Annotated in this window: 12 protein-coding genes; 5 read left to right on the top strand and 7 right to left on the bottom strand. The window is 64.6% G+C overall.

All coding sequences use genetic code 11. From position 1 onward, the window contains the following. Window positions 1–21: 21 nt before the first annotated feature. Window positions 22–999 carry a LysR family transcriptional regulator gene (locus TK49_RS14655; RefSeq protein ID WP_045787358.1) on the bottom strand — a complete coding sequence of 326 codons (978 nt, stop codon included), beginning with the start codon at window positions 997–999 and terminating at the stop codon, window positions 22–24. 282 nt (window positions 1,000–1,281) lie between these two features. Between TK49_RS14655 and TK49_RS14650 the strand changes: the two genes are divergently transcribed. The 3 genes from TK49_RS14650 (at window position 1,282) to TK49_RS14640 (ending at window position 3,582) form a co-directional block, all read left to right on the top strand. Further along, entirely contained in the window at window positions 1,282–1,575 is a 294-nt protein-coding gene (locus TK49_RS14650; RefSeq protein ID WP_045787357.1) for a hypothetical protein, read from the top strand. 345 nt (window positions 1,576–1,920) lie between these two features. Beyond that, window positions 1,921–2,139, top strand: coding sequence for a translation initiation factor IF-1 (gene infA, locus TK49_RS14645; RefSeq protein ID WP_004631109.1), 219 nt, complete (start codon window positions 1,921–1,923; stop codon window positions 2,137–2,139). Between the two features lie 450 nt (window positions 2,140–2,589). Continuing rightward, entirely contained in the window at window positions 2,590–3,582 is a 993-nt protein-coding gene (locus tag TK49_RS14640; RefSeq protein WP_045787356.1) for a hypothetical protein, read from the top strand. Window positions 3,583–3,700: 118 nt separating this feature from the next. Here the strand turns inward: TK49_RS14640 and galU are convergent, their stop codons facing one another. Next, complete coding sequence (gene galU / locus TK49_RS14635) at window positions 3,701–4,573, bottom strand: UTP--glucose-1-phosphate uridylyltransferase GalU (RefSeq protein WP_045787355.1); 873 nt, start codon at window positions 4,571–4,573, stop codon at window positions 3,701–3,703. Window positions 4,574–4,612: 39 nt separating this feature from the next. Further along, on the bottom strand, window positions 4,613–7,489 hold the full coding sequence (locus TK49_RS14630) for a valine--tRNA ligase (protein ID WP_045787354.1): 2,877 nt from the start codon (window positions 7,487–7,489) through the stop codon (window positions 4,613–4,615). A 154-nt stretch (window positions 7,490–7,643) separates the two neighbouring features. Here TK49_RS14630 and TK49_RS14625 point away from each other — a divergent pair, with 154 nt between their 5' ends. Beyond that, window positions 7,644–10,007: a UvrD-helicase domain-containing protein gene (locus TK49_RS14625; RefSeq protein ID WP_045787353.1), complete on the top strand. Its 2,364-nt coding sequence runs from the start codon at window positions 7,644–7,646 to the stop codon at window positions 10,005–10,007. A gap of 26 nt (window positions 10,008–10,033) precedes the next feature. Here the strand turns inward: TK49_RS14625 and TK49_RS14620 are convergent, their stop codons facing one another. From TK49_RS14620 to TK49_RS14605, 4 genes are all read right to left on the bottom strand, one after another. Continuing rightward, on the bottom strand, window positions 10,034–10,831 hold the full coding sequence (locus tag TK49_RS14620; RefSeq protein WP_045787352.1) for a BPSS1780 family membrane protein: 798 nt from the start codon (window positions 10,829–10,831) through the stop codon (window positions 10,034–10,036). Next, a complete protein-coding gene (locus TK49_RS14615; protein WP_045787351.1) occupies window positions 10,822–11,826 on the bottom strand; it encodes a homoserine kinase in 1,005 nt (334 codons plus the stop codon). Before TK49_RS14615 ends, TK49_RS14620 begins: the two co-directional genes overlap by 10 nt. A gap of 82 nt (window positions 11,827–11,908) precedes the next feature. Then, window positions 11,909–12,331 (bottom strand): hypothetical protein, encoded by a 423-nt coding sequence (locus TK49_RS14610; RefSeq protein WP_045787350.1) that lies wholly within the window; start codon window positions 12,329–12,331, stop codon window positions 11,909–11,911. A 106-nt stretch (window positions 12,332–12,437) separates the two neighbouring features. Further along, the gene (locus TK49_RS14605) at window positions 12,438–13,391 is read right to left on the bottom strand and encodes an LOG family protein (RefSeq protein ID WP_045787349.1); all 954 of its coding nucleotides are present in this window, start codon (window positions 13,389–13,391) and stop codon (window positions 12,438–12,440) included. A 4-nt stretch (window positions 13,392–13,395) separates the two neighbouring features. Here TK49_RS14605 and polA point away from each other — a divergent pair, with 4 nt between their 5' ends. Next, window positions 13,396–16,203 (top strand): DNA polymerase I, encoded by a 2,808-nt coding sequence (gene polA / locus TK49_RS14600; protein ID WP_045787908.1) that lies wholly within the window; start codon window positions 13,396–13,398, stop codon window positions 16,201–16,203. Window positions 16,204–16,367: the final 164 nt, after the last annotated feature.

Raw genomic sequence — 16,367 nt, 5'->3', positions numbered from 1 at the left:
AACAACTCGCGCCAGAGTCGACTACTTCGTGTGCTTGCGTTTGGCCGGCGGGTGGCCGGGTTCGCGCCATTCGTCGGCTTCGTCGTTGAAGAGCGACGACACCAGCGCGCGGAACCACCGGCTGCGCGCGTCGTTGTGGAATTTGCGATGCCAGTGCTGCTTGAGGTCGAAGCTGGGGAGTTCCAGCGGGGGCTCCATCGCGCGGATGTTGGCGTGCGATTGCATGAACGACAGCCCCACCGCGTGCGGCACCGTCGCAATCAGATCGGTGCGCGCAAGAATGAACGGTATGCTCATGTAGTGCGGCGTGAGCAGCGTGGGCGTGCGCCGAATGCGCTTGCGCTCGAGGAAGCGTTCGTACAGCTCCTGGCTGCGTCCTTCTGCGCGCACCACGGCGTGACCGTATTCCAGGAACTGCGCCATCGTCAGCTTCGTGTTGCCGCCACGCGTGACGGGGTGGTCGGCCCGCACGATGCACGTGAAGTAGTGCGTGAACATGCGCTGCTGGAAGAAGTTGTTCTTCTTCAGGTCGGGGAAATAGCCCAGGGCGAGGTCCAGCGAGCCGGTCTCGAGCGCCCGCTCGATCTGCGCCGGCGGCAGCGATACCGACTGGACCGCCGCCCGCGGCGCCGCGCGTGCCATCGCTTCGACGATGCGCGGCAAAAACACCATCTCGCCTACATCGGAGAGCGCGATCGAAAAGAGATGGGTGGTCGTTGCCGGGTCGAACGCGCCGGTGTCGAGGATGCCCTGCTGCACGCGTGCGAGCACATCGCGCGCGGCGGGGATGAGCGCCATCGCACGCGGCGTGGGCTCCATGCCGCGCGACGTGCGCACGAACAGCGGGTCATCGAATGCCGTGCGCAGTTTGGCAAGCGCCGTGCTCACGCCCGGCTGGCTCATGCCGAGTTGCTGCGCGGCCATGCTGACGCTGCGGGCGTCGTGCAACGCCAGCAGGATCGGCAGCAGGTTCAGGTCGAAAGCGGGCAGGGCGGACATGGCAGCACCACTATCTGGATGGGCGATAGAGTGTATCCGCACTATCCGGTTATGCGATATGGAAAGCGTGCCGGGATGATTCCGGTCGAGCGTGCCGGCCGGCATGGCGCGACAACGCGTGGCCCGACGATGCGCGTGCATAGGCAGCAAGCTGGGTCACCGCAACCCTACGTCAAGCGGAGGCAGGGCCTAGACCAAACGTTGGCGCGGGTTTCATCGCCACGCCAGACTCGCGGGTGTATAGTCGGACAGCAGTCGACGTTCAAGAAGGGGGCACTCGAGATGGACACTTCGCCGGCGGGCCAATACAAAGGCTTCGACATTTATCCGTTGGCTTTCCAACATGAACGCACGGCACGCTGGCCCGAGGCCAGGGAAGACCGCAGCTACAACGCAGCCGTGATGATCTGTCGGGCGGGGGAGTCGCCCGAGCCAGGGCAGACCCAGGTGTTCCGCCTGTCGGGGGACCAGCAGTTCACCAACATCGGCGACGCCCGTGTGGCGGCGCTGCGCTTTGCCGAAAGCATCATCGATGGCGACGTGCCGGACCTGTCGCTTGCCGCGGGAAGCACCTGAAGCGACGCCCCCGCCCGTGATAGAATAATGGGCGAATCCGGCCCGCCGCCGCGCCTGCCGTGGCCGGTGGCAGCCGAATCCAGCACCGGGGATTACCCCGCGCCGAGCCGGGCGGCGCGCATCTGCAACCGCCACCCATTCTTCGCTCTCGCTTGCACCACACGGCGCGCGCCAATGGCGGGCGCGATTTGTGTTTCGTGCAATTCGGTACCCCCCAGGCCCGCTGTCCGGGCAGATGATCGCGGCGATACGCTGTGCACCCGTGGGTGTGAAGCGGGATTCGGGTGGGTCATCACATCATTGCAACCATCGGCGCAGCTGCGTGCTGCATACAAAGGAACGAGTTTGGCCAAGGAAGAACTGATTGAATTTGAAGGGGTGGTGTCTGAAGCACTGCCCGATAATCGTTTTCGCGTGCAACTGGAAAACGGCGTGGAGATCTGGGCCTACGCATCGGGCAAGATGCAGAAGCACCGCATTCGCATTCTCGCGGGCGACCGCGTGAAGCTGGAGATGTCGCCGTACGACCTCACCAAAGGTCGCATCAACTATCGGCACAAGTAACGGCTGGCAAGCCGTCAAGACGCTCGCCAGACGGGCGTTTCGAAGGAGCCGCGCCTCCGCTGGGAGCGCGGCTTTTTTATTGTTGTTGCGTAAGCAGCGTTAAATTTCGTTGATCTGCTCATAACTTCCGGTATCATGCCGTCTGTCTGCTGACGGGGGGTGTGTAGTTGGCAGCGCTCTGAAGCGCGGGCTTGCCGGGATCGGCGGGTTGCGTCCTGCCCCGGTGGGGCGCCACGCGCATCAGTTTCCAATAAGCGCAAGGTCCGCCGAGTGATCGGCCGGACTCCTAATCGCGCGTTCATGCGCCGACCGGGCGTCGTCTGACGCTGAGAGCCGTTCGGTGTTCAGTGTGTCAATCAGGTCACATCGGAAAGGGATACCGCACAGGTAGGACGGCGCTCGTCTACCACATCTGGGCGTCATGTTTGCGTCCGAGGGAACATAAAACACATGTTGGAAACCACAGCAGCACAGAAGGCGGCGCGTATGAGCCTGCGCGCCAAGGTGGGCCTGGTGGCGGCGGCAGCGCTGGCCGGCCTGGGGATGCAGTCGGCGCTGGCGCAGGCTACGCGCCCGAAGGCTCCCATCTACGGCGTCACCCTCGATGACGTCACCAACATCAACGCGATCGTGGCATCGCTCACGCACCTTCCGTACAAGCCGACGGTACGCGTGGTGTTCGACCCGGGCACCTCGGCGGCCGACTATTACGCGCCGCTGGTCAAGCTCCATCAAGTGGCCTACGTCATGGGCGAAGTGATGGATTCGTACTATTTTCCTGTCGACTCCAGCACCTACAGCGCACGCACCAAGGAATTGGTGAGCACACTGAAGAACGTGGTCGATGTGTGGGAAATCGCCAACGAGATCAACGGCGAATGGCTGCGCGCCAACCCGAGCGGCCCCACGGCGACGGCCACGGCGCAGGAGCAGGCAATCGGCCAGATGGTCGGCAATGCGTACGACATCGTGAAGGGCGCGGGCGGCCTCGTCTCGGTGACGATGTACTACAACGACGACGGCAAGGGCACTAACTGCTACGAGTTGCCGATGGATTCGTGGCGCACCTGGGCGACGAACTTCCTGCCGGCCCGTGTGCGGCAGGGCACCGATTACGCGCTGTTCAGCTATTACCCGTACCAGGACTGCCCGGGGCTGAAGCCGACGTGGACGAGCGACTTCAAGCTGCTGGAGAGCATCTTCCCGGCGGCAAAGGTCGGCTTCGGCGAGATCGGCACGTCGAGCACCTCGGCGCCGACGTCGGTGCAGCAAAGCCTGCTCAAGTCGTACTACCCGATGGGCACCACCACGATGGCGGCGGATCCGCGCTTCATCGGTGGCTACTTCTGGTGGAATTACGTCGAGCAGATGCTGCCGTACACAACGAGCTCGTACTGGAGCCTGCTGAACAACACCATCAAGCCGCTGGCGGCGCCGCAATAGTCGCCACGGCAACCTGTATCCAAAAGGGGGATATACGGGACCCGGGTCGATGTCTGGCCCGGCAATAAAAAACCCGCGTCGGCCTGTGCTGACGCGGGTTTTTTTCTGGCGCGCCGGATCAGCCGCGCGAGGCGAGATACGCGCGGAACTCGTCGGCGACTTCCTTGTGCTTGAGCGCCAGTTCGACCGTGGCCTTCAGGTAGCCCAGCTTGCTGCCGCAGTCGTAGCGCACGCCCTTGTAGCGGTAGGCCAGGACCTGCTCGGCCGACAGCAGCGATTGGATCGCGTCCGTCAGCTGCAGTTCGCCGCCGGCGCCGGGCTTGAGATTGCGGATGTGGTCAAAGATGCGCGGCGTGAGGATATAGCGGCCCACCACGCCCAGGTTGGACGGCGCGTTCTCGGGCGCCGGCTTCTCAACGATGCCCGACATCTTGATCACGCTGCCGTCTTCTTCCCACGGGCGGCCATCGACCACACCGTACGAACGGCTCTGCTCGCGGTCGATCTCTTCCACGCCGATCACCGAGCAGTTGTAGTGGTCGTACAGGTCGACCATCTGCTTCATGACGGGCGGGGTGCCGTCGAGCAAGTCGTCGGCCAGGATGACGGCGAAGGGCGTGTCGCCGACGAGCTTCTCGGCGCATTGCACGGCATGGCCCAGGCCCAGCGCTTCGGGCTGGCGCACGTAGAAGCAATCGACATGCGACGGCTTGATCGAGCGCACGACCTCCAGCAGGGCGGTCTTCTGCTTGGCTTCGAGCTCGGCTTCGAGTTCGTAGGCCTTGTCGAAGTGGTCTTCAATGGCGCGCTTGCTGCGGCCCGTGACGAAGATCATCTCGGTGATGCCGGCAGCCATGGCTTCCTCCACGGCGTACTGGATCAGCGGCTTGTCCACCACCGGCAGCATTTCCTTCGGACTGGCCTTGGTGGCCGGCAGAAAGCGGGTGCCGAGGCCAGCAACAGGGAAGACGGCTTTGGTGACACGTTGCATCGTGGTTTCCTTGACGACGTTTGATTCTGACCCGACGGCTCAGGCGGCCTGCACGGGCAGGCGTGCAATCTGGGCTTCCAGTTTGGCGAGCGTGGCTTTGAAATCCGCCAGACGCTTCTGTTCTTGTTCCACCACCGCCGCCGGCGCGCGCGCGACGAACGATTCGTTGCCGAGCTTGCCCTCGCACTTGGCGATCTCCCCGCGCAGGCGGTCGATTTCCTTGGACAGGCGCGCGTGTTCGGCCGCGACGTCGATCTCGACCTTCAGCAGCAGCTTGTTCTCGCCGACGATGGCGACCGGAGCGCCGGCGCCGTCCTGCTCCATGGCCGCGGCGTCCGTGTAGACCTTCACTTCCGACAGCTTGCCGAGCGCCTGCACGTAGGGGGCGGCGGCCTGCAGGAACTCGGCCTCGCCGTTGGCGTACAGCGGCACGCGCTGCGCGGGGGAGATGTTCATCTCGCCGCGCAGGTTGCGGCACGCATCGACCAGGGCCTTCAGCTGCTGCACCCATTGCTCGGCCTGCTCGTCGATCTTGCTGAGCACGGCGCGCGGGTACGCCTGCAGTGCCAGGCTTTCGGTGCCGTCGCCTTTGGCGCGGCCGGCCATCGGCGCGACCTTCTGCCAGAGCTCTTCCGTGATGAACGGGATGATCGGGTGGGCCAGGCGCAGCACGGTTTCGAGCACGCGCAGGAGCGTGCGGCGGGTGGCGCGCTGCTGCGCGGGCGTTCCGGTCTGGATCTGCACCTTGGCGAGTTCGAGGTACCAGTCGCAGTATTCGTCCCAGACGAACTTGTAGATGGCGTTGGCGATGTTGTCGAAGCGGTAGTCGGCAAAGCCTTTTTCCACTTCGGTTTCCACGCGCTGCAGCAGCGAGACGATCCAGCGGTCGGCCTGCGAGAAGTGCAGGTAGCCTTCCGGGCCGCAGTCACCGACGCATTCCTGCATGCCGCAGTCCTGGCCTTCGGTGTTCATCAGCACGAAGCGCGTGGCATTCCACAGCTTGTTGCAGAAGTTGCGGTAGCCCTCGCAGCGGCTCGGGTCGAAGTTGATGCTGCGCCCCAGCGTGGCGAGCGACGCGAAGGTGAAGCGCAGCGCGTCGGCGCCAAACGCCGGAATGCCTTCGGGGAATTCCTTGCGCGTGCGGGCTTCCACCTTGGGCGCGTCCTTCGGGCGGCGCAGGCCGGTGGTGCGCTTGGCCAGCAGCGGCTCCAGCGCGATGCCGTCGATCAGGTCCACCGGGTCCAGCGTATTGCCCTCGGACTTGCTCATCTTCTTGCCTTCCGAATCGCGTACGAGGCCGTGCACGTAGACGGTGTGGAAGGGCACTTCGCCGGTGAAGTGCAGGGTCATCATGACCATGCGCGCCACCCAGAAGAAGATGATGTCGTAACCGGTGACGAGCACGGTGGACGGCAGGAAGTGCTTCAGTTCCGGCGTATCGGCCGGCCAGCCCAGCGACGAGAACGGCACGAGCGCCGACGAGAACCACGTGTCGAGCACGTCGTCGTCACGCTTGAGCGCGCCGGTGTAGCCCTTTGCCGCAGCTTGCGCGCGCGCCTCTTCTTCGGTGCGGCCGACGTACACGTTGCCCGCGTCGTCGTACCACGCCGGAATCTGGTGGCCCCACCACAGCTGGCGCGAGATGCACCAGTCCTGGATGTTGTTCAGCCACTGGTTGTACGTGTTGACCCACTGCTCCGGCACCAGCTTGATCTTGCCGCTCTGCACCGCGTCCAGCGCCACTTCAGCAATGGAGCGGCCGGGGAAGCGCGTGCCTTCCGGCGCCGGCTTGCTCATGGCGACGAACCATTGGTCGGTCAGCATCGGCTCGATCACGACGCCGGTCCGGTCGCCGCGCGGCACCATCAGCGTGTGTTTCTTCACCTCGGCCAGCAGGCCTTGCGCTTCGAGGTCCGCGACGATCTTCTTGCGTGCATCGAAGCGGTCCATGCCGGCATAGGCGGCCGGGGCGTCGGCGACGATCTTCGCGTCCAGCGTCAGGATCGACAACTGCGGCAGCTTGTGACGCTGGCCGACCGCGTAATCGTTGAAATCGTGGCCCGGCGTGACCTTCACCACCCCGGTGCCGAATTCGCGGTCGACGTATTCGTCGGCAATCACCGGAATCTTGCGATCGGTCAGCGGCAGGTGGACGAACTTGCCGATCAGGTGGGCGTAGCGCTCATCGTCGGGATGCACCATCACCGCCGTGTCGCCGAGCATCGTCTCCGGACGCGTGGTGGCGACCGTCAGGTGCGTCAGGCCGCGAACCGTATCCGCCTCGACCAGCGGATAACGGATGTGCCAGAGCGAGCCTTCCTCCTCCTCGCTCACCACCTCCAGGTCGGAGACGGCGGTGCCGAGCACCGGGTCCCAGTTGACCAGGCGCTTGCCGCGGTAGATCAGGCCCTGCTCATACAGGCGCACGAAGACGTCGGTGACGGCGCGCGACATCTTCGGGTCCATCGTGAAGTATTCGCGCTCCCAGTCGATCGAGGCCCCCATGCGGCGCACCTGGCGGGTGATGGTCGAGCCCGATTGCTCCTTCCATTCCCACACCTTTTCGACGAACTTCTCGCGGCCCATGTCGTGGCGCGATACGCCCTGGGCATCCAGCTGGCGTTCGACGACGATCTGCGTGGCGATGCCCGCGTGGTCGGTGCCCGGTACCCACAGCGTGTTGGCGCCCGACATGCGCGCGTGGCGCGTCAGGCCGTCCATGATGGTCTGGTTGAACGCGTGGCCCATGTGCAGCGTGCCCGTCACGTTCGGCGGCGGCAGCTGGATGCAGAAATCCGGCTTGCCGGCTTCAAGCGTCGCACGGGAGACGCCCATCGCTTCCCACGCTGCGCTCCACTTCTGTTCGATGGTGGCGGGTTCGAAACTCTTGGCGAGGGCTTGGTTTTGATCGGTCATGCTGACAGGGGGCGCAAAAAGCGGCGCAAAGAGACGTTTGGCCCAGGAAAATGGCGGGCGAAAGCCTTGAATTATACGGCCTGTCCGCGTTGCGCACGGGCTGGAGGCCCCCACCCCTCGCTATAATTCCGGGATTCCGCAAAGGCTCCTCCGCATGTCCGACCTGCTCGCCAACCTGAACCCCGAACAACGCGCCGCCGTCACACTTCCCGATGAGTCGGCGCTGATCCTGGCGGGGGCGGGCAGCGGCAAGACCCGCGTGCTGACGACCCGCATCGCGTGGCTGATCCAGAGTGCGCGGGTGTCGCCGTCGGGTGTGCTGGCCGTCACCTTTACCAACAAGGCTGCCAAGGAAATGACGGCCCGTCTTCAGGCCATGCTGCCGATCAACACGCGCGGCATGTGGATCGGCACGTTTCACGGCCTGTGCAACCGGTTGCTGCGCGCCCACTACCGTGATGCCGGTCTGCCGCAGACGTTCCAGATCCTTGACACGCAGGACCAGCTTTCCGCCGTCAAGCGCCTGCTCAAGTCGCTCAATATCGACGACGAGAAATTCCCGCCCAAGAACGTCCAGTACTTCATCAACGGGGCCAAGGAGCAGGGCTTGCGTGCGGGCGATCTGGAAATCGCCAACGAATTCGACCGGCGCATGGCCGACCTGTACGCCGCCTACGATGCGCAATGCCAGCGCGAAGGCGTGGTCGATTTTGCCGAACTCCTGCTGCGCTGCTACGAACTGCTGCGCTACAACGACGCCATCCGCGCGCACTACCAGCGCCGCTTCAAGCACATCCTGGTCGACGAGTTCCAGGATACGAACAAGCTGCAATATGCCTGGTTGAAGCTCCTGGCCGGCCTGGGCGAGCCGGGCGTCACGCCCAACGCCATCTTCGCCGTGGGTGACGATGACCAGAGCATCTACGCGTTTCGCGGTGCCAATGTCGGGAACATGGTCGACTTCGAGCGCGAATTCCGTGTGCAGCACCGCATCAAGCTGGAGCAGAACTACCGCTCGCACGGCAACATCCTCGATACGGCCAACCACCTCATCGCCCACAACTCGCGCCGCCTCGGCAAGAACCTGCGCACCGACGCCGGCCATGGCGAGCCCGTGCGCGTCTACCAGGCCGCCACGGATGGACAGGAAGCCGGCTGGATCGTCGATGAGATCCGCGACCGCATCGCCAGCGGCATGGCGCGTTCCGAGATCGCCATCCTGTATCGCAGCAATGCGCAATCGCGCGTGATCGAGCATGCGCTGTTCTCGGCCGGCATCCCGTACAAGGTGTACGGCGGTCTGCGCTTTTTCGAGCGGGCCGAGATCAAGCACGCGCTGGCGTACCTGCAGTTGCTGGAAAACCCGGACAACGACGCGGCGTTCGGCCGTGTAGTGAATTTTCCGGCACGCGGGATCGGGGCGCGGTCGCTCGAACAGCTTCAGGATGCAGCCAGGCTGTACGGCATTTCGCTGGCGGCGTCGGTGCCGTACCTGACGGGTGCGGCGGGCACCAAGCTGGCCGCGTTCGTGCGCCTGATCGAGCAGATGCGCGCCGATACGCGGCAGATGACGTTGCCCGAGGTCGTCCAGCACGTGATCCACGCGAGCGGCCTGATCCCGCATTACCAGGGCGAGAAGGAAGGGCTGGACCGCATCGAGAACCTGCAGGAACTCGTCACGGCGGCCCGGGCCTTCGTGGCCGAGGAAGGCTACGGCGTGGACGCCATCGCGACGGCTTTGCCGGTGCGCCACGACGCGATGCTGCGCATCGAAGGCGGAGAGAGCGATACCGCCTCGGAGCTCGTCACCGACGAAGCGCCGGCCGAGATGACGCCGCTGGTGGCATTCCTCACGCACGCGTCGCTCGAGGCCGGCGACAACCAGGCGCAGGCCGGCCAGGACGCCGTGCAACTCATGACCGTGCACGCGGCCAAGGGGCTCGAGTTCCACGTCGTGTTCATCACCGGGCTCGAAGAGGGCTTGTTCCCGCACGAGAACAGCCAGATGGAGATGGACGGCCTGGAAGAAGAGCGCCGCCTGATGTACGTGGCGATTACGCGGGCGCGCGAACGGCTGTACCTGTCGTTTGCGCAAAGCCGCGTGCTGCACGGACAGATCCGCTACCACATCCGTTCACGCTTCTTCGACGAGTTGCCCGAGGAAACGCTGAAATGGCTTACGCCGCAGCATGCGGGATACCAGGCCACGCGCCGCGTGACGGCCGAATCGGCCTGGGGCAAGGACTGGTTCAAGCGCCCGGAACGCGGCGATGAAGAGGCTTATACCGGCACGCGCCCGACCGGCGGCATGGACACCGGCAAGAACTACGCCGACGCCAAGCGTGCGGAGGCCACGGGCTTCCGCGTCGGCCAGTCAGTGTTTCACAACAAGTTCGGGGAAGGCGTCATCACGACGCTGGAAGGCGAGGGCGCCGAGGCGCGCGCCCACATCAAGTTCAACCGCCATGGCGTGAAGGTGCTGGCGCTGGGCATCGCCAAGCTGGACCCGATCAACTGAACATCGAACGGGCCGGGGGGGTATCGTCAGACCGCCGTATCGGTCGTCTGGCCGGCCGCTTGCGTGACGTTGAAGCAGCCACGGTAGGTCGCGTAGAACGAGCAGTACAGAATCGCCATCACCAGAATCCGGTACGGGGTTGCGATGAGCGGCGCAATGTTGTTGGCACCGCTCGATGCAAACAGGGCATCGATGAAGAGCGGCACGGCGATCAGCAGAATCGCCACCAGCACGCCGTACACGATGAACGCCCCCCGGTTGCGCCATACGGCCATCCAGCTGAAGAACAGTGCCTTGCCGACCGGGATGCCGTGCCATGCCACCAGCAGCGGCGCAAACCAGAACAGCACCGCCACCGGGATGTACAGCACCGAGCCCATCACCATGGCCAGGTAGAACTCGCGGATGGCGTCGGGGGAAAGCGGCTTGTCGCTGAGCACGGTCATCAGCGTGTCGACATCGACCATCGTCATCAGCACGCCGCTGACGACCAGCAACAGCACGCCATAGATGCCGCCCAGCTTGAGCAGGCTGCGCATCGCATCCATGCCATACGACCGGAAGCCCGCAATGAGCGAGGCCGGGCCGACCCGCTTGCCAGCGACCGTGTCGCGGCACGCCGACATGAACCCCACAAAGATGGCGGGGTTGACCAGCAGGATGGCGAACACGCCTGCCGGCGGTACCAGCAGCATCAGCAGGTTGGCGGCAAACAGGTACATGAACAGCAGCAGCAAAAAGCCGATCGGGTTCTTGCGGAACAGCCACGCGCCCTGGCGCAGCCACACGTAGCCTTGCTTGGCCGGTACTTCGATCAGTTGCATGGTTGGGGTAGATTCAGAATCAGGCCGTGGGCCCGGACGCGTTCGCGCAGCACGCGCTCGAAGTGGGTCGGATCATGCGGCTTGAGCAGTTCAGCATCGCGCGGCAGATAGAAATCCCACAGGCGCGAGACCCAGAAGCGATACGCCGCGGCGCGCAGCATGTCCTGCCAGTGTCGTGCCTCGGCAGCGGTGAACGGGCGTACGGCGTGGTACGCCTGGAGCATGGCGCGTGCCCGCGCGGTATCCAGCACGCCGGTGGCCAGGTCGATGCACCAGTCGTTGACCGTGACGGCGACGTCGAACAGCCATTTGTCGACGCCGGCGAAGTAAAAGTCGAAAAAGCCGCCCAGGCGTTCCGGCTCACCGTCTTGCGCCGGCTCGAACAGCACGTTGTCGCGGAACAGATCGCAATGGCACGGGCCTTCGGGCAGCGCAGCGTAGTCGGCGCTGGCGAAGAAGCGTTGCTGGTGCGCGAGTTCGCTCTCGAGCAGCGCCCGTGTGTCGCCATGCACGAACGGCGCCACGTCGGGCACCACCTCGTTCCACCATGGCAGGCTGCGCAGGTTAGGCTGATGACGCGGATAGTCGCGCCCGGCCAGGTGCATGCGCGCCAGCATGTCGCCGACGATGGCGCATTCCGACACCGTCGGCGCGAGGTTCGAGCGGCCCGAGAGGCGCGTCACCATGGTTGCCGGTTTGCCATTGAGCGTGCGCAGGATCTCGCCGTCGCGGCCTGGAATCGGCGCCGGCACGCTGATGCCGTGCTGTGCCAGATGCTGCATCAGGTACAGATAGAACGGTAGCTGCTCGAATGTCAGCCGCTCGAACAGGGTGACGACGTATTCATGCGTCTGCCCGTCCTTTTCCGTGGTCAGGAAGAAGTTGGAGTTTTCGATCCCGGAGGGAATGCCGCGAAACGCGCGCACGGCGCCCACATCGTATTGATCCAGCCAGAGAGCGATCTCGGCGTCGGAGACCGGGGTGAAAACAGCCATGCTTCAGGAAGAGGAGACGGGTGGAGGAGAATGCGCGGCAAGCCGATGTTGCCGCGCTGGTGCGCCTCTCAGGCGCAGCCATTCAGAACTTCAGGACATTCACCGAGGGCACGCGGTCGACGCTGCCGCGTTCACGGATGCGCGGCGAGCTGTCTTCGGGCTTGCTCATGTTGTACGACGTACCCATGCCCGACTTGACGTGGATGTCCGGCGCCTGGCCTTTCTGGAAGCGGTATTCCTCGACCTGCGTACCGTCGTTGTCGCGGTAGTCGAAGCTGGGCTTGACGGTCTCGTGATGGATCGCGCCCTGGGTCGGCTTGGCAATCGGCTGATTGTTGATCGCCTTGACGTCGGGGAGGTCCAGGCCGGCGCTGTCGGAAGTCACCTCGGCGTGCGCCGGCAGGGCGAGGCAGATGGCCGCGCCCGCGAGCAGCCCTGCGTGGCGCATCAGGCGCGCAATATTGGCGGGGCGGAGGGCGGCGGGCAGGTGAAACAGCGAATCCATGATGGACTCCGGCGAGTGATCTGGGACCCTACATTCTAGCAGTCCGGGCACCCGCCATCGTCCGTGCGGCGTGGGCCGGATGTCACACCGGAGGTCGCAACCAGCGTCACAGGTAGAACATCTCTTCCTTGGGCGGAATCGGCGACGTGCCTTCGCGTTTCTCGTAGAACTCGTAGACGGCGTCGAGCGCGTCCTTGGGCTCGTCGACGATGCGCATGATGTCGAGGTCGTGCTCGGCAATCAGGCCCATCGGCAGCAGCGTGAAGCGGAACCAGTCGAGCAGGCCCTTCCAGAAGCGGCTGCCGAACATGACCACCGGCACGCTGCGCGATTTGCCGGTCTGCACGAGCGTGAGCACCTCGGCCAGCTCATCGAGCGTGCCGAAGCCGCCGGGCATGACGATGAACGCGTCGGAATTCTTCACGAAGGTGACCTTGCGCGTGAAGAAATGCCGGAAGCGCATCGAAATGTCTTGATACGGATTGCCCTGCTGCTCGTGCGGCAACTCGATGTTCAGGCCCACGCTGGCAGACTTGCCCGCATGCGCGCCCTTGTTGGCCGCTTCCATGATGCCGGGGCCGCCGCCGGAGATGACGGCGAAGCCCGCATCCGAGAACAGTCGCGCGATTTCGATGGTGCGTTCGTAGTACGGCGAATCCTCGCGCAGGCGCGCGCTGCCGTAGATCGAGACGGCCGGGCGGATCTCCGAGAGGTACTCGGTCGCCTCGATGAACTCTGCCATAATCGTGAACATCTGCCAGGAGGCGCGCGCCTTCTTTGCGGTCGCGCGTTCTTCGTCGGCGAGTGCCCGGAGGCTGGGAATCATCTTGCGATCGGTGCGGCCGTGCGCGATGTCGGCTTTGGGCTCGTGTTCCACGCCCACCGTCACGTTGACGTCCATGTCCGCCGTGGTGGCCCGGCGCGCAGGGCTCACCCCCGTCAGCTCCGTTGCCGAAACTTCAGCCGAGGAAGGGCCTGCAGCCTGCTGTGTCACGCCGCCGGAAGCGGAAGCGCCATTGTCGGAAGCGCCGTTGGGCGTTCCAGTCACTTTAGAGTCCATGGGAATGTCGGAAAGTCAAGAAACGCTGTTGCTCGTCGATGGCTCGAGTTATCTGTACCGTGCTTATCACGCACTGCCCGACTTGCGAAATGGAGAAGGGTTTCCTACGGGCGCCATCTACGGCATCGTGAACATGCTGCGCAAACTGCGCAGCGACTACCCGGCCAAGTATAGCGCTTGCGTTTTCGACGCCAAAGGCAAGACCTTCCGCGACGACCTTTATCCGGCCTACAAGGAGCACCGCGCGCCCATGCCCGATGACCTGCGCGCGCAGATCGAACCGATCCACGAAGCCGTGCGGGCACTGGGCTGGCCCATCTTGGTGGTCGATGGCGTCGAGGCCGACGACGTGATTGGCACGCTGGCCAAACGTGCCGCCAGGGAAGGCGTTCGCACCATCGTCTCAACGGGTGACAAGGACCTCGCCCAACTGGTGAATGACCACGTCACGCTGGTCAACACCATGACCAACGAAACGCTCGACCCGCCCGGTGTGCTGGCGAAGTTCGGTGTGCCGCCCGAGCGCATCGTCGACTATCTCTCGCTCATCGGCGACACGGTCGACAACGTGCCGGGCGTGCCGAAAGTCGGCCCGAAGACCGCGGTCAAATGGCTGACCGAATTCGGCTCGCTCGACAACATCATCGCGCGGGCGGGCGAGATCAAGGGCGTGGTGGGCGACAACCTGCGCAACACGCTCGAGTGGCTGCCCAAGGGCCGCGAATTGCTGACGGTCAAGGTCGACTGCGACCTCTCGAAGGAAGTGCCGACGTTCGACGCACTCATCGACGGCGGCGAAGACAAGGCCCAGCTCGTCGATTTCTTCAGCCGCTACGGCTTCAAGACGTGGCTGCGCGAGGCCTCGGGTGAAGCGCTGCCGGATACGCGCAGCGTCGGTGCTGCACGCAAGGCGGCAACGCCAGTGAAGAACTACGCCGGCGAGGCCACGCAGCCGCAGGCCAACCTGTTCGACGTGGAAGCGCCGCCGGATGAAGTCCGGTACGAGACCGTGACTACCGAGGCGCAGCTCGAATCGTGGATGCGGCGGCTCGATGAAGTGGACCTCGTCTGCATCGATACCGAGACGACCTCGATCGACCCCATGCTCGCGCAGCTGGTGGGCATTTCGCTCTCGGTCAAGCCGGGCGAGGCATGCTACATCCCGGTCGCGCATCGGGGGCCCGATGTGGCGGGGCTCGACGGCGCGGCGCAACTCTCGCGCGACGCCGTGCTCGCACGCATGAAGCTGTGGCTCGAAGACGAATCGCGCAAGAAGGTCGGTCAGCATCTGAAGTACGACGCGCACGTGTTTGCCAACCACGGCATTGCGCTGCGCGGCATCCTGCACGACACCATGCTCGAATCGTACGTGCTGGAATCGCACCGCAATCACGGCATGGACGCGCTGGCCGAACGCGTGCTGCACCTGAAGACCATCACGTACGAAGCCGTGTGCGGCAAGGGCGCATCGCAGATCGGCTTCGATGAGGTGCCGCTCGATCGCGCGACCGAATACGCGGCCGAAGATGCCGACATCACGCTGCGGCTGCATCGCACGCTGTTCCCCAAGGTGGCAGATGACGAGAAGCTGCGCTACGTCTACGAAGAGATCGAGATGCCGACCTCCATCGTGCTGCAGAAGATGGAGCGCAACGGCGTGCTGGTCGACGGCGAGCGCCTGGCCCGGCAGAGTGCCGAGCTTGGCCAGCGCCTGCTGGAGCTCGAAGAGCAGGCGTTTGCGCTGGCGGGGCAGCCGTTCAACCTGAATTCTCCCAAGCAGATCGGCGAGATCTTCTTCAACCAGCTGAAGCTGCCCATCATCAAGAAGACCGCCAGCGGCGCGCCCTCCACCGATGAAGAGGTGCTGCAGAAGCTCGCCGAGGATTACCCGCTGCCGAAGCTGCTGCTCGATTTCCGGGGGCTCGCCAAGCTCAAGTCGACCTACACCGACAAGCTGCCGAAGATGGTCAATCCGCGCACTGGCCGGGTCCACACCACCTACGGTCAGGCGACGGCGGTCACGGGGCGTCTTGCCTCCACCGAGCCGAACCTGCAGAACATTCCGGTGCGCACCGAAGAAGGGCGGCGCATCCGCGAGGCCTTCATCGCGCCGGAGGGCAGCGTGATCGTTTCGGCCGACTACTCGCAGATCGAGCTTCGCATCATGGCGCATCTGTCGCAGGACGAAGGCCTGTTGCGCGCCTTCCGTGAGGGTCAGGACGTGCACCGCGCGACCGCCGCCGAGGTGTTCAACGTCACGCCGCTGGAGGTGACGCCCGACCAGCGCCGCGTAGCCAAGGTCATCAACTTCGGCCTCATCTACGGCATGAGCGCGTTCGGGCTGGCGAGCAACCTTGGCATTGGCCGCGACGCCGCCAAGCTCTATATCGACCGTTATTTCGCCCGCTATCCCGGCGCCGCGCGCTACATGGACGAAACGCGCCAGACCGCGCGGGAGCGCGGCTATGTGGAAACCGTCTTCGGGCGGCGACTCTGGCTGCCCGACATCAACGGCGGCAACGGCCCGCGCCGCCAGGCGGCCGAGCGCGCCGCCATCAACGCGCCGATGCAGGGCACGGCCGCTGACCTCATCAAGCTGTCGATGCTCGCCGTGCAGGGATGGCTCGAGCGCGATGCGATGCGCTCGCGCCTCGTCATGCAGGTGCACGATGAACTGGTCCTGGAGGTCCCGCAGGATGAGCTGGCCGTCGTGCGCGAGCGGTTGCCGGAACTGATGTGTGGCGTCGCAACACTGCGCGTGCCGCTGGTGGCCGAAGTCGGTGCCGGCGCCAACTGGGAAGAAGCGCACTGAGGCGGCTGCCCGCTTGCCGTTCCGCAAGGCATGGCGTTTGGTTTCCTGCCAAGGCAGTGTGCGTGCGGCCGCAGCATCCATCGCCGATGATCCGCCGTATCCATTGATGCGGGGTTGCGGCGGGTTTTGCGTTGCAGCAGACTGGACGTGATTCCAAAGATTCA

It is taken from the genome of Ralstonia mannitolilytica, assembly GCF_000954135.1.
Lineage (GTDB): Bacteria > Pseudomonadota > Gammaproteobacteria > Burkholderiales > Burkholderiaceae > Ralstonia > Ralstonia mannitolilytica.
Note: the sequence above shows the minus strand (reverse complement) of the source record. Positions and strands in the feature narration are given on the sequence as shown.

Coding starts and splice junctions, on each gene's coding strand:
- TK49_RS14630 (WP_045787354.1), bottom strand. CDS start 7,489: ATGACCGATCAAAACCAAGCCCTCGCCAAGAGTTTCGAACCCGCCACC.
- TK49_RS14620 (WP_045787352.1), bottom strand. CDS start 10,831: ATGCAACTGATCGAAGTACCGGCCAAGCAAGGCTACGTGTGGCTGCGC.
- TK49_RS14640 (WP_045787356.1), top strand. CDS start 2,590: ATGTTGGAAACCACAGCAGCACAGAAGGCGGCGCGTATGAGCCTGCGC.
- TK49_RS14650 (WP_045787357.1), top strand. CDS start 1,282: ATGGACACTTCGCCGGCGGGCCAATACAAAGGCTTCGACATTTATCCG.
- TK49_RS14605 (WP_045787349.1), bottom strand. CDS start 13,391: ATGGACTCTAAAGTGACTGGAACGCCCAACGGCGCTTCCGACAATGGC.
- galU (WP_045787355.1), bottom strand. CDS start 4,573: ATGCAACGTGTCACCAAAGCCGTCTTCCCTGTTGCTGGCCTCGGCACC.
- TK49_RS14610 (WP_045787350.1), bottom strand. CDS start 12,331: ATGGATTCGCTGTTTCACCTGCCCGCCGCCCTCCGCCCCGCCAATATT.
- TK49_RS14615 (WP_045787351.1), bottom strand. CDS start 11,826: ATGGCTGTTTTCACCCCGGTCTCCGACGCCGAGATCGCTCTCTGGCTG.
- polA (WP_045787908.1), top strand. CDS start 13,396: ATGTCGGAAAGTCAAGAAACGCTGTTGCTCGTCGATGGCTCGAGTTAT.
- TK49_RS14655 (WP_045787358.1), bottom strand. CDS start 999: ATGTCCGCCCTGCCCGCTTTCGACCTGAACCTGCTGCCGATCCTGCTG.
- TK49_RS14625 (WP_045787353.1), top strand. CDS start 7,644: ATGTCCGACCTGCTCGCCAACCTGAACCCCGAACAACGCGCCGCCGTC.